Here is a 15,752-nt window from a genome sequence, read left to right on the forward strand (position 1 = left end):
GTTTCCCTTATACGTCGTCAAGCGCTCTCAAAAGTTGCCCTACGGTCTCCTTTGCATCCCCAAACAGCATGTTGGTCTTCGGATTGGTGTACAGCGGGTTATCAATACCGGCAAATCCCGGACTCATGCTGCGCTTCAACACGATAATCCTTCGCGCTTGGTCGACATTGAGAACCGGCATTCCGTAAAGCGGGCTTGAGGGTTCATTGCGGGCGGCCGGATTGGTCACGTCATTCGCCCCGATAACCAATACGACGTCGGTTTCGGGGAATTCCGGATTGACAGCCTCCATTTCGTACAATTTGTCATAGGGAACATTGGCCTCGGCCAACAGCACGTTCATATGCCCCGGCATCCGGCCGGCTACGGGATGAATCCCGTAGATGACATTCACGCCGCGCGGCGCCAGCTTGTCTGCCAGTTGACGGACTTCCTGCTGGGCCCGCGCCACGGCCAAACCGTAGCCCGGCACGATGACGACGCGTCGCGCATAAGCCAGCAGCATGGCGACATCCTCCACCGTCGCCGGCTGCACGACGCCGTCCGAGTCCCCGGTGGACGATGCTCCCGCAGACACTTTGCCGAACGCGCCGAACAGAATATTGGCAATCGGCCGATTCATCGCGCGGCTCATCTGCTGGGTCAGAATCGTTCCCGATGCGCCCACCAAGGCGCCGGCAATAATCAGCACGTTATTAGCCAGGAGAAATCCCGTGGCAGCCGCGGCAAGTCCGGTAAACGCATTGAGCAGGGAAATCACGACAGGCATGTCTGCTCCTCCGATGGGCAGCGTGACTAAGACACCCAATGCCAGCGATAGAATCACAAATATAAGAAAAGCAGCCCACATGGCAGAAGGATCGGCAAACATCAAGATGACGGCAATGACCAGCGCCGCAGCAAACAGCAGCGCGTTGACGGCCTTTTGTCCGGGATATGTAATCGGTCGTCCGGTAATCCACTCCTGAAGCTTGGCGAACGCCACCACACTGCCTGTGAAGCTGATGGATCCGATGAGAATGGTAAATAAAGCGGAAATCGAAAGAGTTGCCGTCCAGGACTCGCCTGCAGATGACGAGCGAATCCACTCGCCGATCGAAACGAGGGCCGCCGCGCCCCCTCCCATTCCGTTAAACAGCGCAACCATTTGGGGCATGGCCGTCATGCGGACCCGTTTCGCCGACACCGTTCCGACGATCACCCCGGCCGCTACAGCCAAACCGATCAGAATGAATGAAAAGTGATGATCCGTGATCAGAACCGCGATAACGGCAATGGCCATGCCGATGCCGGCCAATAGATTTCCGGATCGGGCGGTAGCAGGAGACCTGAGCCGCATCACGCCCAAAATAAAAAATATGGAAGTCAACAAATAGGCAATTTGCGTAAGATTATTCATCGTATCACTCCTTTGGCTGCTTGGTGTTGAACATTCCAAGAATCCGGTCTGTAACCACAAAGCCGCCCACGACGTTCAAGGTCGCCAAAAATACCGCAGCGGCGCTGATCGCGACCCCTAACGGGCTTTCTACCGTCGAGGCCAGCGTGATTGCGCCGACGAGGATGATCCCGTGGATGGCGTTGGTTGCCGACATCAGAGGCGTGTGCAGTACGGACGGCACCTTCGAAATGAGCTGAAATCCAATGAACACCGCAAGAACAAAAATATACAGTTCAAAAAACAGCGAATTCATCCCATTATCCCCTTTCCTCGTCCAAACGTTTTTGCAAACCTTCGTTAACAAGTTTTCCGTTATGAATCAGACAGGTGCGCCGAACAATTTCATCCGTGAAATCCATTTCCGTCTGTCGGGGCACCTCAGTAACGGAAAGGCCTTGGGACAGAGCATGGTTGAAAAACGTGACGACATTTCGGGAAAACAGCTGACTGGCATGCAGCGGCAGCTGTGACGGAACGTTCAACGGGGCCGCAATGGTGACATGGTGAGCCTCGATGGTTTGACCCGGCTGACTGAGCTCGCAGTTGCCGCCGGCTTCCGCCGCCAAATCCACAATCACGGAACCGGGACGCATGCTCTCGACCATCTCCCGAGTAATCAGTAGAGGCGCCCGTTTCCCGGGAATCAAAGCCGTCGTAATCACCACATCCGAGTGAGCAACCGGACCGCGAAGCGCATCCAGTTCCCGGCTGTGCGCGTCATCTGAAAGGGCCTGCGCATAGCCGTCTTTCGTTTGCTGGGCTTCCACATCCAGCGTCACGAAGCTGGCCCCGAGACTTTCCACCTGCTCGCGGACCACCGGACGGGTATCGAACGCCTCCACAACTGCCCCGAGCCGGCGGGCCGTCGCGATCGCCTGCAGGCCGGCTACACCGGCTCCCAATACCAATACCTTTGCAGGCGGAATGGTTCCAGCTGCCGTCATGAGCAGCGGAAAAAATTTGCCAAGCCGCTCAGCCGCAATGGCAACCGCCCGATACCCGGAGACAGTGCTCATCGAGGACAACACGTCCATGCTTTGCGACCTGCTGATCCGAGGAATGGCATCCATGCTGAAAACCGTTACGCCCCGCTCGGACAAGGCTTGAAAATAATCAACCTTCTCGACGAGCGGCTGAAACACAGCTATAAGCACAGTACCCGGCTTCAATGCGTGAAGCTCAATGGAATTCTCCAGTCCCGGCGCCCGAACCCCAAAAAGAACGTGCGCCTCGCGAATCATGGATATCCCGTCATGAACAATCTCCGCTCCGGCTTCGCGATAGTCTTGATCGCTCAGAAATGCCCGTTCGCCCGCGCCCGACTGAACCATGACGGTATGCCCGGCCTTCACCAACCGGCTCACGGTATCCGGAACAAGAGCGACTCTGCGTTCACCCTCTGTTTTTTCATTGATTACGCCCAGTTTCATTAATCTCTCACATCCTTGACGTCTAAAATGGAAAAATCGTTGTTCGGAAGCTTCTTGAAAGCGCTGACTATACGAAAGATGATATCCCGCTCATGTTCATGCATGAGTGTTCCGGTGTGCTCTCGGTTCTTCACCACCTGCTTTTCTACCCGCAATTGGAGACGAAATATTCCGATAAATAGAACGAAAAGGAGGCAATATTTGCAAGGATGATTACTTTGGGGGGTATTTGAGATTGTGCAATTGTATTCGCCAACGACAGAATTATTTCCTGCAAAAATCAGCCTGGTACGGAAAAATTATTCATCCGCCTCAAGTCCGTCCTTCGCGTAAAATTCGGTTTTACAGAACGGGCAAATCAGCTTGTATTTGGAATGAAGCAAGTCATATCCACAATAAAATTTTCCCTTGCAGGAAACACAGGCCACCCAAAGTATGCGATCTCCAAGAACTCCTCCGCCTCCGCTCATCGACGCTCCCCTCCCCTCGTCCGCACATAATCCTTCAATTTGATTCTTTCCATCGCCTCCGGCGGCACGCGAAATCTCACAGGCGAAGACACGACGGTTTGCTTGGTCGCATCAATGATGATCTTCCAGCCGGCCCCTTCTTTGTAAAAATGGTTGCGCGCCCGGATCGATACCCCGGCTTTGTCCGGTCCTTTGGGAAACAATTTGGTAAACGAGATATCGTAAAAGCCTTCGTCCGGAACTTTCATGACGAGCATATGCGTCAATACCGGACTCAGATCCATTTCATAATGGCGCACAATCGGCAGCCGCAGCAAGTCGATATCCATCCCCGTTTGCAGGGTTTCTTTGATCGGCGCTTCCGCAGCGCCGATCACAACGGGCGCGATTTTTTCCCGTTCCAGCCGGGCATATTCGTGACTGACCGCCATGCCGCCACTGCCGGGGGGCAGTCCGATCTGCTCGCCGATCCGTTCCCGCGAACCGAAAATGTTGGAAACCACACTGAAATCGTCGGAGCTTGGCCACGATTGTCGACAACATTTTGAAACCAGACACAATTCGCGAATCTTCCTTCTCAAACAATTGTTCGAGAATGGCTGTAACATCAAATTCATGCCGGATGACTTGCTTGCCGACTTCAATCAGTTCGTTGGAGTTTGCCGCTTTCAATGGTTCGAGATAACTACGCAAGCTTTTGGCCATACTCGCTCCTTCTTATTCATGGATTCAATCCTTTTGCAAGGATATCGGCGCAAGCTTTACGTCAATGACCGCCGGGCGTCCCGACTGCAGGGAATCCAGTCCGGTCCGCAGCCGCTTCCGTCACTTTTTGCGGATCGGACACGGTCGCTGCATAGGCTCCGCCGGCCGCTTCCGCAATCTTCGCCATGTCCGCCGGTTGATCGAAGTTCACCCAAAATCGGTCATCCCGTTTGGCGGCTCCGTCCGGATGGATCATAAGCGTGTTCTTTTTCGTCGCATTCCAGCCCTGATTGTTAAAAATGACCGTCATAAACGGCGTTTGATAACGCCGCGCCATTCAATATAACGACGAAGGAACACTGAAAAAATACGAACCGTCCCCGATCAGATTCACCACCGTTTTGTCGGGTCTGGCAAGCTTCGCGCCAAACGCCGCCCCTCCGCTGAAACCAAGGGACGAACCGCCGTTGACAAACCGCGTTCCGCCCATCATCCTTGCGGACTGCAGCGGCATAGCGGTTCAATTCCCGTAAAGCCGCGGAAGAATCCGCCTGATAGCTTGCCTCTGTCGGAATATGCCAAAGCGGGATATCCCGTTTCAGCGGATCGATATCGATATGAAACACGCGGCAGTCATCCTTCGGGCCTTCTTTCGACAGGACCCACGGCACATCCGAGTCGATCACCAAAACGACATCCGCTTCCTGCAGCAGCTCGCCTCCCGAATATCCCTGATGCAACGGATGCGTTCCTGGAAAATTCACATAGGAAGTGTGCGGTTCAATGACCGGAACCGCCAATCGTTCGCAAAAATCAACCAGCAGTTGTATGCTTTCCTCGTTTCTGCCGGCATAAGACGTCAGCACTAACGGGCGTTCCGCCACGGCAATCGCGGTGACAATGCGTTCGACAGCGGCTGCGGACAGAGGCGGCACCTCCACCGGCTTCCATCTGCTCCAATCGTTGTCAGGCGTCGTGATTTCCTCTTCCAGCACTTCCCGCGCTCCCGTGAGATAAACCGGTCCTTTCGGATCGCTGTTGGCAAGCTGCATCGCCCGGTATACGACCTGCTTCACGTTTGTCCCCGTACGGATGTCGCCCTCCCATTTTACGTAATTGCGTGCGATCCCCCGCTGGTCATAAACATTTTGCAAAAAATTGATTTGCGAATTCCGGCTTCCCGGCAGCTCGCCCTGCAGGGTGTACGGGGTCTCCCCAGAAAAAATGAAAACCGGCACGCGGGAGCGCGATGCATTATGCAGGCTTCCCCCCAGATTTTGCGTCCCTACATCGGTATGGACAAATACGCCCTGCGCTTCCCCGCTTGCCAGATAATAGCCGTGCGCAGCGGTCAAGGCGATATATTCATGCGGACAAATGATCACTTGCGGCATTTCTTTTCCGACGGCCTTCGCCTTCGCCAACGATTCGATCATCGCCGGGTGGTCGCTGCCCAGGTTGCTGAAGAAATAGGAGATTCCCGTTTCATGCAGCGCGTCCAGCAGCGCATCCGCCGTGGTGTATTTGCTTCCGCTCGCGTTCAATGGCTTTTCCCCCAAAATAGAATAATAGCTTCCTTATTGTGGTTTATGGTAGTTGATGGCGTGATATTCCACATATTCGTCAAACACCAATTCGGAATTCTCTCTTCCGATGCCACTCTGTTTTACCCCGCCGAACGGCAGGTATCTTTGTCCGAGAGCCGACTGTCCGATTCCATTGATGAAGGTCATGCCCGCTTCAATCCGTCTGGCTATGCACAGCGCCCGGTCAACATCGGTGGACCAGATTGAAGAACCCAAACCGTATTCGGTGTCGTTGGCCATTTTGAGCATCTCGTCTTCGCTGCGGTAGGAAATTAACGGCATGATCGGCCCAAATTGCTCGACGGTTACAATTTCATCGTTTGGCTGCAGGTCTCTCACCACGACCGGGGACAAGTAATAGCCGTTCTCCCACTGCTCCGGCTGCAACTTGGTCCCCAATTCAACCATTTTCGCCGAGCTTTGCTTCACGCGCTCGGTCAATTGCTTGATATACTCGTATTGGCTGCGGTTGATCAACGGGCCGAAGGTGGTCTCCTCATTCAATTGGTGCCCGATTTTAAACTGATCGACAATCGATACGACCCTCTCGTACACGTCTTCGTACATCCGCTCGGGCACATAGACGCGCTTGGTTGCGAAGCAGAATTGTCCCGAGCGCCGAAACGCTCCCCATACAATCTGGGGCACCATTTTGTCCAAATCGGCGTCATCGAGGATGATCGCCGGATCGTTGCCGCCCAATTCAAAGTGAACGCTCTTTAATGAGTCAGCCGCATCTTTCATGACATACTTCGCTGTCGCGCCTCCGCCGGTGAAGGAGATTTTGCGCACAAGCGGATGCTTGTTAAGCGCAGAGCCCACATCCGCGTCCCCAAGTACGACCTGGACGACACCGGGCGGAAACAGGTCCGCAATCATTTGGATCGCGGTGCTTACCCCGATCGGGGCGAACGGCGACGGTTTAAACACGATTGAGTTTCCCGAGAGTAAAGCGGGTGCCAGCTTTTGCATCGTCAAGACGATCGGCGCATTCCACGGCACGATACCCGCAACCACGCCGATCGGCACTTTTTCCACACTGACCCAACCGGTCTCGTCTTCGTATCGCTTCGATTGCAAGGAAGCGGCGGCCAAATCCGCAAGATGCCGCATGACCGTAACCGCCGCATGGATTTCCCCTTTGGTAAAGCGAAGCAGCATGCCGTTTTCTTTCGATACGATCGGAGTAAGTCCGGGAATTCCTGCTTCCAATCGATTAGCAGCTTTCCGTATCAAGTCTATTCTTTCATCCACAGCGGTTTTACGCCAACAGAGAAAAGCCTGATGTGCCGCTTTCACGGCGGCATCCACATGCTGCGGCGTTCCCTTGGCTGCCAGTCCCGCCACCTCATCCAGCCTTCCGGGGTCGCGCACTTCCGTATATTGTTCGGTTTCCACTTGTTCATTGTTGATGAATAAATTGATTTTCAATGAAATCACTCTCCTCTTTCCAGATAAAATTGCATAAGCGGATATGCCCCGGTATAGCCCAAACGCCGTGATATTTTTTCTCCATTTTTGACAAGCTCCCGCAAGGCCAGGGATTCCGGAGAGTGGTCCAGCATTTTGGCTACGCCGATCACGCTTAATGCGCCAGCCAGTTTAGCCTGCGGATAAAAAATAGGAGTGCTGATCGCCGCAATGCCGACAATTAAACTTCCTTCCGTCAAGGAAAAGCCTCTTTTTGCCACACTTGCGATTTCAAGGGCATATTCATCCGGTTTGATGTTGCCGGCAGACACTTCGCTCGCATAGAGCTCATTGGTCATGCTTTCCGGCAGATAAGCCCGGAAAATTTTCCCGGTAGCCGTATACAAAGGTACATAGGATCCGGTATCCAAACCGATATTGACCAGTTTGTTGCTTTTTTCCCAGTGCACAAAAAATGGGCCGTGTTCTCTCCATATGCTCAGAGCGATTGTTTCATTCAGCTGATTTCTGAGCTCAAGCATATGCGGCATCGCTTCCTTGACGAGATCCAATCCATCATGCGCCGCGCTTCCCAAAGCGATGAGCTCCGGACCTAGCGACCATTTCGGGTTTTCTCCGTTTTCACGAACCAGGACGCCGAGCTGCACAAACGAATACAAATAGCGATAAAGCTGGCTTTTATGCAGCCCCGTTTGGTTTGAAAGTTCGCTCAGACTCATTGCTCTTTTATGATTCGATAAGATGCGCAATATCGAAAATGCGATTTCCACGGATTGGATTCTGCGTTTTTTATCATGATCCGTCATTTTTTCACCTGTATCCTGTATTTTCGGGGCATTCAATATAAAATTTAACAAATTTATGAGTCAGGTAAACGGCCCAATCATTTTGCGTCCACGGGTTTGGCGGAGGAAGACACATGCATCTTCTTGATGCGCATTGCCTCGTACAAGAACAACAGCACCATCGCGATGAATGCAATCAAGTTAAGAAGCCAGCTGTATTGCCATATCGATAACGGCATGAGCAAGCAAACTCCCAGCACGATCAAGATCAATCGCTTGATCCAGTTAATAGGATTGAATAGAAATCCCTCCAGCGCTGCCGCAATTAAATAGCAGCCAATGACGGCCGTCACCCATGTCAAGATCGACTCCGTCCAATTGACATTATTCGTCGCTCCCAGCAGCATCTGCGGCGAATACACGAACAAAAACGGCACAATGTACGCCGTAATTCCAAGCTGCATCGCGCGAAAGCCGATTTTGTGCGGGCTGGCTTGAGCGATCGGCGCCGCAGTGAAACATGCCAATGCCACCGGCGGAGTAAAATTGGAAATGATAGAAAAGTAAAATACAAACAAATGCGCGGCAAACGGGTTTACTCCCATCTGCACCATCGTCGGCGCCACCAACACGGCCACCAGCGAATATGCCGCCACCGCCGGCATGCCCATCCCGAGGATGACCGACACGATCGCGCTAACCGCAAGCAGCGTCAACAAGCCGTATTGCGCGAGGTCCGACAGGATCAACCCCAGATTGAAACCCAATCCGGTTACGCCCGTCACACCTACGATCAAACCCGCCGCTGCCAGCACGACCGTAATCTCCAGCAGCACTCGTCCCGAATCCACAAAGATGCGAGGGAAGAAGCTGAACATCTGCCTCCGGATATCTTTTGGCAGCGATAAGAACACGATCGCCACCACCGCGGAATACAAACCCGAAATCTGCGGGGAGTAGCCTTTGAAAAACAGAAAGTACACGAGCGCCACCAATGTTGGAAGAATCGTCCAGCCCGTCTTCAACACTCCCGCAATCGACGGTATATCCTCTTTACGGAGCCGCCGGATACCGTGCCGGCCTGCATGCAAATCGACTTGGAAAAAGATCGTCAAGTAAAACAAAATCGCTGGTATGAGCGCCGCGATTGCAACCTTCGCATATGAAACTCCCAGCGTCTCTGCGATGATAAATGCAGAGATGCCCATCACCGGAGGCATGATCGATCCACCCGTCGAGGCAACCGACTCGATCGCTCCCGCACGAACGGCGTCATAACCGTTGCGTTTCATCAGCGGGATGGTCACACTGCCGACGAGCATAACGTTCGTCACCGGTCCTCCCGTGATCGTACCGACCAGACTTGAGCCTACGATCGAGCCTTTCGCCGGTCCACCCCTGAATCGGCCGAACAAGGACAGCGCCAGATTGTTCAGGATGTCCGCTCCCCCAAAATGCAGCAGGATCTGTCCGAAAAAGATGAAGCTTAAGGCGACCGTCGCAGCAATGTTAATCAGGTCCAGCATGCTGTTCGGATCCAGATACAGGTAGTTGAACAATTGTTTCAACGATGTGTGCGTGCCGCGGAAGATTCCCGGAAAATACGGCGCGAAATATCCGTACAACAAAAAAAAGAGCACGATCGTCAGCATTGCTGTGCCCAACAGCCGCCGGATCGCCTCCATGACGAGCACGACCGCTATAACGCTGATCACCAATCGCGGCGTATCCACGTTGCCGATGATCATCACAATCTGCGGATAAAATATGACCAAGTACAAACCCGCATACAGTCCCAGCGCCGCAAGCAGCCAATCATACCACGGCACACTGTCGCGTCGGGATTTCTTCGTCGCGGGGATGCTCAAATACACGCTGCAGAGCACCAGACCTAGAAACAGCCCGATGAACTGCTGCTGGTAAAATGTCAATCCGATCATATCCTGAACGCCCAACACGTACAATATTCCGCTTATGGGAATCAGCGACAGCAGCGTGTACAGGATCACTTTCGGGGTGCTGCTCTTAAATTGGCGGTATCGTTTGCCCTCCATCTCCGCGTTCACATTCGGTTCCTCCGGGGGCTGGTTCGCCGGTGCTTGCTTTTTTGAATGCTGTCGGTCCTCATTCATCCGTATTTTCCTCCTCTGGGTTCTTTCAACGCGGTCCTGGGCTTGTTACAGCGCACGCAGCGCCGGCAGCACATGTTTCCCCAAAAGCTCAATGTTCTTCATGGTGCGGTGATGGGGCATATTGCCGAAATGCATATTGATATTTAACTTTCCGAATCCGAGCGTCCGATTCAATTCAATGAGCTGATCCCTGACGCTGTCCGGAGACCCTGCAATCAGCATGCCTCTATCAATTAAATCCTTGAATTGAAAAGCGCCCGGCGTGCCCAGGCCGGCTTTCGACTGCACCGTTTTCTGATGCGTTTCTGCGGGAAGATAACCAGGCGGGAATAAAAAGTCCGTAGGCATGACCAGGTGCTTGCTGAAGAAATAGGCGGCGTGCTCCTCCGCTTCTTCAAGCGCCCTGGCATCCGTCTCAGCGCAGTAGATGAGCACGGACCAGCCCAATTGCTCGGCAGGCGCCGTATAACCGAATTCTTCGGCGGCTTCCCGGTATAAATCAAACGATTTCTTCACGCTCGGAATCGAGCTGAAGGTTTGCAGATACGGATAACGGCGCTCCGCGGCAAAATGGATCGTGTCCCGGCTTCCTTGCGACGGGCACCAGATCGGCGGATGCGGTTTTTGATACGGAACGGGCCAGGAATTAATATGCGTAAAATGGTAATGTTTACCGTGATAGGAAGTCGGCCCCGGTTGTGTCCAAGCCTGAATAATAATATCATGCGCCTCAAAAAACCGTTCCTTCGATTTTGTCGGGTCCAGCCGGAACGAATAATATTCGGCCCCGATTCCCCGTACGAACCCGGAGATGATTCTGCCCCCGGTGATGACGTCCAGCATGGCCACCTCCTCTGCGACCCGCTGCGGATGGTCGCGCAAGGAAATCGCATTTCCGAGAATGGCAATTTTCACTTTCGTCGTTCTTCTGGCAAGAGTAGCGGCCATGACATTCGGAGATGGCATCAGCCCGTAAGCGGTTTGATGATGCTCATTCACGCCGATCCCGTCAAACCCCATTCGCTCGCAAAATTCCAACTCATCCAGATACAAATTGTACAGCTCATGTCCGTATTTCGGATCAAAATTGCTATTGGAATATGTGACCCAGGCACTGTCGTATTTATCGTTGAAATCCTCAGGCATGTTCATATAGGGCATGAGGTGAAAGCCGTAAATTTCCATATGACCGCTCCTTCTTTTTTCACAAAATTACTAAATGAATGAGGCAATGCGATTTAGAAAATCTTCCGGTTTTTCAACATACGGCAAATGGCCGCATTCATCGATTACAAATAGCTCGGAATCCGGAATTGCCTTCTTCAGCTTTTCCCCGCTGGACAGTGGAACAAGCTCGTCTTGCCTTCCCCATACGATAAGTACGGGTACAGACAGTCCCCCCAAGCGATGCAGCAGTTTGGGGTCGCAGCCTCTTTCCCACGTCAAACGGGCGAACATGGCCCTGTTTCTAATCATTTCTACAGGCATCTCGCTTAATTGAGGCGTCTTCGGCAGCCTGGATGTATCGTAAAAACATCGCTCCGTCAATTGAGGGACGGTCAAGGTAAAAGGATCAATACTATCCCTGCCGGGTATGTGCACACCGGCCACATCGGAAACGATCAGCTTCTTCACACGATGCGCTTGGATTAAAGCCAATTGGAGTCCGATCCAGCCTCCGAGCGAGCTCCCGCAGATGGTAACCCTTTCATAACCGAGGGTATCGAGAAAGTCTCTGTAATGAAAAGCCATATCCTCAATGCTGTCAAACCAATCAGGCAAATCGGATTGGCCGAATCCGGGATGTTCAGGCGCCAGAACCTCGTAACGGGACGATAATTGCTGCAAAAACGGATTCCATCCGCCTCCGTTTGCGCCATGCAGCCATAGGAGCGGTTCTCCTTTTCCTGCGCGGTAAAGACGCACACGCAAACCTCTGACATCGATTGTTTCCAGCGAGTAAGAAACATCCGTGTTCATACGTTACTCCTCCTTTATTCACCGGTTTAGCAACATGTCATTTGCCTTCTATGTGCAGCAGCAATTCCTCCGTTTCCATAACGCGACCGAATACGGAACCGATCGTGGCAAGCGTTGCTTGATGCGATGCTTCGTCAAATCCTCCGGCGGCGTCACTCATAAAAACAACCTAAAAATCCCGCATAAACGCGCTGCATGCCGTATTTTCGCAGCAAACGCTCGTTACCGTTCCGATAATGATCACGGTATCGGCCGCTCCTATTCCGCGAATGTTGCGGACGATCGTTTCCAATTGAGTGTTGTAAAAAGCGTTGTCTGGCCATCGGTATCTCCATCACGGCTCCCTCTTTGACAAAATCATTCTTTCGGAGGTTCTCCGATTCCTTGCTCACGCACGCTGGTCAGCAGCGAAGCACGCAACAGCCATTGTCTGGCACGGACCGGGTCGTTCGCTTCGGCAGCCAATTCCTGCTGCAGCTGCAGCCGCTTTTGCGGGTCCTTTTCAGTGACGATGCTCGTATTGCGCTCGCTGATTTGCCTCACATAAGCCAATGCGACTTTACGTCGCACATTCGAGTAGGTTTCCAGCTCGGCCTGCAGATCGGTGCCCCCTTCGTTATGGATATAGCGAACCAGCCGCATGCTGATATCGACGGCATCATGGATGCCGCTGTTCAGTCCGAGGCCGCCTAAAGGACTGTTAACATGCGCTGCGTCTCCCAATAAAATGAGTCTTCCATCATAGAAGCGTTCGGCCACACGTTGATGCACGCGGTAAATCATGCGTTCAACCAGTGGAAAACGGTCCTGCGTTTTTAACGCTTTCTGCATGGAAGCCTGAATGCGCTCTTCCTCCAGAGCGGTTTCATCCGAAATCTCGGGCGGAATCGGATAAAGCAGTCTCCAAGCCTCCGGAACGCGTAGAATAAACAGGAATTCCTCGGGATCGGAAATATAATTGACATAACCGATATCCGGTAAATATTGCTCGAACGAAACCGGCGTGCCGACAAGCAAAAACCGCTGCTCCAGCGTATACCCTTCAAATGCAAAGCCCAGCTCTTTTCTGACCGTGCTTCTGGCCCCATCAGCGCCCAATACAAAAGAAGCTCTTATTTTCTCTTCTCCCCCAGGAGTCCTTAACGTAACGGCAGCCCCTGCGCTGTCCTGCGAGAGCCCGATCACCTCGGAATTAAAACGAACATCCGCGCAGGACCGCTGCTGCAGCCGCTGATAGACAACTTGCACATAAGTAGATTGAGGACACTGCAGCCGGAAGGGATATTTCGTATCTTCATTGATCAGGCTGCAGTCGAACTCGGCGAACAATCCCGTCTTTCGGTCACGATATTGGATTTTGTCGGCAATTAAGCCCCTGGCCAGCAAATCGTCCGCCAATCCGGCCGCATTCGACTCCAACAGTTCCATCGTCGCGGCATGAAAAGTGGACGCCCTCCATTCTTTGCTCGGGCCGTCGCTTTTCTCCAGCACGATGACCGGTATATTCTGAATGCTTAAAATTTCCGCTACCGTCAACCCTACCGGTCCTGCACCTACAATAACTATTGGATCCTTCATCCTGTCAACCTCCACGAGTAAAATATTATTGTAAAAAACACCGCCGGCGATATCCTGAGCCGGCAGTGCTAGTTAAACCGGATACAAAGGGGCGTTATTGAACGCTTTTTAGCAGTTCATCCTGAACCTTTTGAGCTTGATCCGTCCAAACGCCTTGATCCTTGAAGAATTTCACAGCACCCGGATGGTATGGGATGACAGGGTTTGGATCAAACATCTGTTGGGGATCCCAGGATTTTAACCAATCGTGAATCGGCTGCAAATCCTTATAATTGTTCCATAACGTCTGCGTGATGCTGTAAACCGTATCATCGGACAAATGGGTCGATGTGAGCAGCAGGGTTGCATAATTGATGGCAATCTGATCCTGCCGGATATATTCATCTTTCTTCATCAGACTCCATTCCGTACCGGGCACATAGGAATGCAGCTTGTCGGTGATGCTTTGCGGAATACTGTTTATTTGGTCGGGGGTGTATTGGTCAAGAGCATTCAAGCCTTTCAAGGGAACCGAGTTGTTGACTTCAAGCATGACCGGCGTATGCGGGGTCAAGCCGAACACGGCATCCACCTGATTATCCTGAAGCATTTTTACGGCAGATAAAATATCCGTCACCGGCACCTTCTTGACGTCATCCCAGGACAATCCGTTGATATCCAACAATGCGGTTAAGATTTGTTGGGCAATTAAGGATCCGGCATAGCCGTAGGCCACTCTTTTTCCTTTTAAATCAGCGACTTTTTTGATGCCGGAATCGTTTCTTACAGCAAATCCGGGTGTGATGATATTGTTGCCGCGTACAATCATGCGCAAATTTTTCGTGGGGGGTAAATCCTTCCTCCCCTTTCAGGCCCCAGGAAACCTCCGGATACTCGGATACCCCGAGATCGATCTGGCCGCTGTCGAGCAGAGGACCCCACGCCGTTTGGCCTGCATACGGTTTTACGGAAACGCGGATCGAAGATTTGTTGCTGATGACCTTGGCCAACCCGTTTCCGACAGCATTGAAGGACGTACCGATCGGAAGCGTGGCTATGCTCAGAATCTTGTTGTCTGCCGGCTGCCCTTTGGCTTGATTTGGATTTACGCTTTGACTCGGACTTTGCGAGCTGCCGGGGCTCTGCGCAGTGCTGCCGCCGGGAGTGCTCGAGGCCGATGGAGTGCCGGAAGAACCACAAGCGCTTACAAATAACGTAACCAAAATAACAGAAACAATAATTGCCAGCGCTTTTCGTAATGATTTGGTTGCCATGAAAACTCCCCCTCAATAAATATAATCGTTAACATATCGTTAATGTTATAAACAAAGTGTTCTGAGATAAAATTAGCACGCCCCAACCAATCTGTAAATTGATTCCTCAACTGTTAAATTCCTTAAATTCAACTGCTTTCTATGATCAATAGATTGGCGTGAAAACCTCTGTTACAACCTGGCGGCCGTTATTTTCGCGATATTTCTCCGACTTTTCGAACCCGAACGCTTCCATGATCGGCAGATCGTTCGTGGAAAACATATAGGCCTCCTCTGTTTCCGAAAGGTTGACATGTTCGTGCCAGGTCCAAGAGGGTATTGCAAAGAAATCCCCTTCCGACCAGTCAAATCTGACCCCGTTCATCACGGTATACCCCTTGCCGCGAAAAACATGATACACATTGCTGTGGATGTGGCGATGGGCTTTACCGCTGAATTTGGGAGGCAGCTTCTGCATTCTGGCCCCGATCCGATCATTCGCATCCTTCCCGGTGGAAGGATTGATATATTCAATGATGAATCCGTCTATCAGGTCCGGGGCGAATTCGCTCAATCCATCCAGGCTTCTTTTCGTGAATTCCCATTTGTATCGTCCAAGCGGGGCGATGCTTGGCTTCCGGTCGCTGACCGGTCGTACCATTCCACCCTGATAACGTCTGGAGCTGTAATTGTCAGGCACCTGCAGCTTCTGCTGCTTCTCCGGGTAGAACTCGGTAAAGCAGACATTCAGATACATGGTGAAAGGACTGTCCAGACAATCCATCCAGTATACGGTTTCTTTTCCCGTGTTGGCATGATCATGCCATGTCCAGGTAGGGGTAATCAGGTAATCCCCCGGTTCGAAGGTCATTTGCTCGCCTTCTGTAGGAATCGATGATAAAATCCCCAATATAGCCGGTTGAAAATTCCCCATAAGTAGGGGAAAATCTCTCCCTGAAGGGAGAGAAATCTATGGTGAAGA

Annotated in this window: 17 protein-coding genes and 1 pseudogene; all 18 read right to left on the reverse strand. The window is 52.2% G+C overall.

What is annotated here, in order from left to right; all coding sequences use genetic code 11:
• Positions 1-7: 7 nt before the first annotated feature.
• The 18 genes and pseudogenes from VF724_RS10720 to VF724_RS10805 all read right to left on the reverse strand — a co-directional run bounded on the left by VF724_RS10720 (position 8) and on the right by VF724_RS10805 (position 15,704).
• Positions 8-1,399 (reverse strand): NAD(P)(+) transhydrogenase (Re/Si-specific) subunit beta, encoded by a 1,392-nt coding sequence (locus VF724_RS10720; protein ID WP_371754238.1) that lies wholly within the window; start codon positions 1,397-1,399, stop codon positions 8-10.
• A 4-nt stretch (positions 1,400-1,403) separates the two neighbouring features.
• Entirely contained in the window at positions 1,404-1,694 is a 291-nt protein-coding gene (locus VF724_RS10725) for an NAD(P) transhydrogenase subunit alpha part 2 (protein WP_371754239.1), read from the reverse strand.
• A 4-nt stretch (positions 1,695-1,698) separates the two neighbouring features.
• On the reverse strand, positions 1,699-2,871 hold the full coding sequence (locus VF724_RS10730; protein ID WP_371754240.1) for a Re/Si-specific NAD(P)(+) transhydrogenase subunit alpha: 1,173 nt from the start codon (positions 2,869-2,871) through the stop codon (positions 1,699-1,701).
• A gap of 299 nt (positions 2,872-3,170) precedes the next feature.
• Positions 3,171-3,341 (reverse strand): hypothetical protein, encoded by a 171-nt coding sequence (locus tag VF724_RS10735; RefSeq protein ID WP_371754241.1) that lies wholly within the window; start codon positions 3,339-3,341, stop codon positions 3,171-3,173.
• Positions 3,338-3,844 carry a UbiD family decarboxylase domain-containing protein gene (locus VF724_RS10740; protein WP_371754242.1) on the reverse strand — a complete coding sequence of 169 codons (507 nt, stop codon included), beginning with the start codon at positions 3,842-3,844 and terminating at the stop codon, positions 3,338-3,340. Before VF724_RS10740 ends, VF724_RS10735 begins: the two co-directional genes overlap by 4 nt.
• Positions 3,845-4,107: 263 nt before the next feature.
• Positions 4,108-4,383 carry a thiamine pyrophosphate-dependent enzyme gene (locus VF724_RS21545; RefSeq protein WP_442788063.1) on the reverse strand — a complete coding sequence of 92 codons (276 nt, stop codon included), beginning with the start codon at positions 4,381-4,383 and terminating at the stop codon, positions 4,108-4,110.
• Positions 4,340-5,590: a thiamine pyrophosphate-binding protein gene (locus VF724_RS10750; RefSeq protein WP_442788064.1), complete on the reverse strand. Its 1,251-nt coding sequence runs from the start codon at positions 5,588-5,590 to the stop codon at positions 4,340-4,342. The genes VF724_RS21545 and VF724_RS10750 overlap by 44 nt, the downstream gene beginning before the upstream one ends.
• Before the next feature lie 33 nt (positions 5,591-5,623).
• Positions 5,624-7,063: an aldehyde dehydrogenase family protein gene (locus VF724_RS10755; protein ID WP_371754243.1), complete on the reverse strand. Its 1,440-nt coding sequence runs from the start codon at positions 7,061-7,063 to the stop codon at positions 5,624-5,626.
• Between the two features lie 5 nt (positions 7,064-7,068).
• Positions 7,069-7,869: an IclR family transcriptional regulator gene (locus tag VF724_RS10760; RefSeq protein WP_371754244.1), complete on the reverse strand. Its 801-nt coding sequence runs from the start codon at positions 7,867-7,869 to the stop codon at positions 7,069-7,071.
• Between the two features lie 77 nt (positions 7,870-7,946).
• The gene (locus VF724_RS10765) at positions 7,947-9,980 is read right to left on the reverse strand and encodes a TRAP transporter permease (protein ID WP_371754245.1); all 2,034 of its coding nucleotides are present in this window, start codon (positions 9,978-9,980) and stop codon (positions 7,947-7,949) included.
• A 45-nt stretch (positions 9,981-10,025) separates the two neighbouring features.
• Positions 10,026-11,165 carry an LLM class flavin-dependent oxidoreductase gene (locus VF724_RS10770; RefSeq protein WP_371754246.1) on the reverse strand — a complete coding sequence of 380 codons (1,140 nt, stop codon included), beginning with the start codon at positions 11,163-11,165 and terminating at the stop codon, positions 10,026-10,028.
• A gap of 30 nt (positions 11,166-11,195) precedes the next feature.
• Positions 11,196-11,960, reverse strand: coding sequence for an alpha/beta fold hydrolase (locus VF724_RS10775; RefSeq protein ID WP_371754247.1), 765 nt, complete (start codon positions 11,958-11,960; stop codon positions 11,196-11,198).
• 37 nt (positions 11,961-11,997) lie between these two features.
• A complete protein-coding gene (locus tag VF724_RS10780) occupies positions 11,998-12,120 on the reverse strand; it encodes a hypothetical protein (protein ID WP_371754248.1) in 123 nt (40 codons plus the stop codon).
• Positions 12,121-12,129: 9 nt separating this feature from the next.
• Positions 12,130-12,261: pseudogene (locus VF724_RS10785) on the reverse strand (isochorismatase family protein); the annotation flags it as partial.
• A gap of 56 nt (positions 12,262-12,317) precedes the next feature.
• Complete coding sequence (locus tag VF724_RS10790; protein WP_371754249.1) at positions 12,318-13,538, reverse strand: FAD-dependent oxidoreductase; 1,221 nt, start codon at positions 13,536-13,538, stop codon at positions 12,318-12,320.
• A gap of 94 nt (positions 13,539-13,632) precedes the next feature.
• Positions 13,633-14,346: a TAXI family TRAP transporter solute-binding subunit gene (locus VF724_RS10795; RefSeq protein ID WP_371754250.1), complete on the reverse strand. Its 714-nt coding sequence runs from the start codon at positions 14,344-14,346 to the stop codon at positions 13,633-13,635.
• Positions 14,270-14,791, reverse strand: coding sequence for a TAXI family TRAP transporter solute-binding subunit (locus VF724_RS10800; RefSeq protein ID WP_371754251.1), 522 nt, complete (start codon positions 14,789-14,791; stop codon positions 14,270-14,272). The genes VF724_RS10795 and VF724_RS10800 overlap by 77 nt, the downstream gene beginning before the upstream one ends.
• 145 nt (positions 14,792-14,936) lie before the next feature.
• Complete coding sequence (locus VF724_RS10805; RefSeq protein ID WP_371754252.1) at positions 14,937-15,704, reverse strand: cupin domain-containing protein; 768 nt, start codon at positions 15,702-15,704, stop codon at positions 14,937-14,939.
• Positions 15,705-15,752 lie beyond the last annotated feature (48 nt).

The sequence above is a fragment of the Ferviditalea candida genome, assembly GCF_035282765.1.
In the GTDB taxonomy this organism is placed as follows: domain Bacteria; phylum Bacillota; class Bacilli; order Paenibacillales; family KCTC-25726; genus Ferviditalea; species Ferviditalea candida.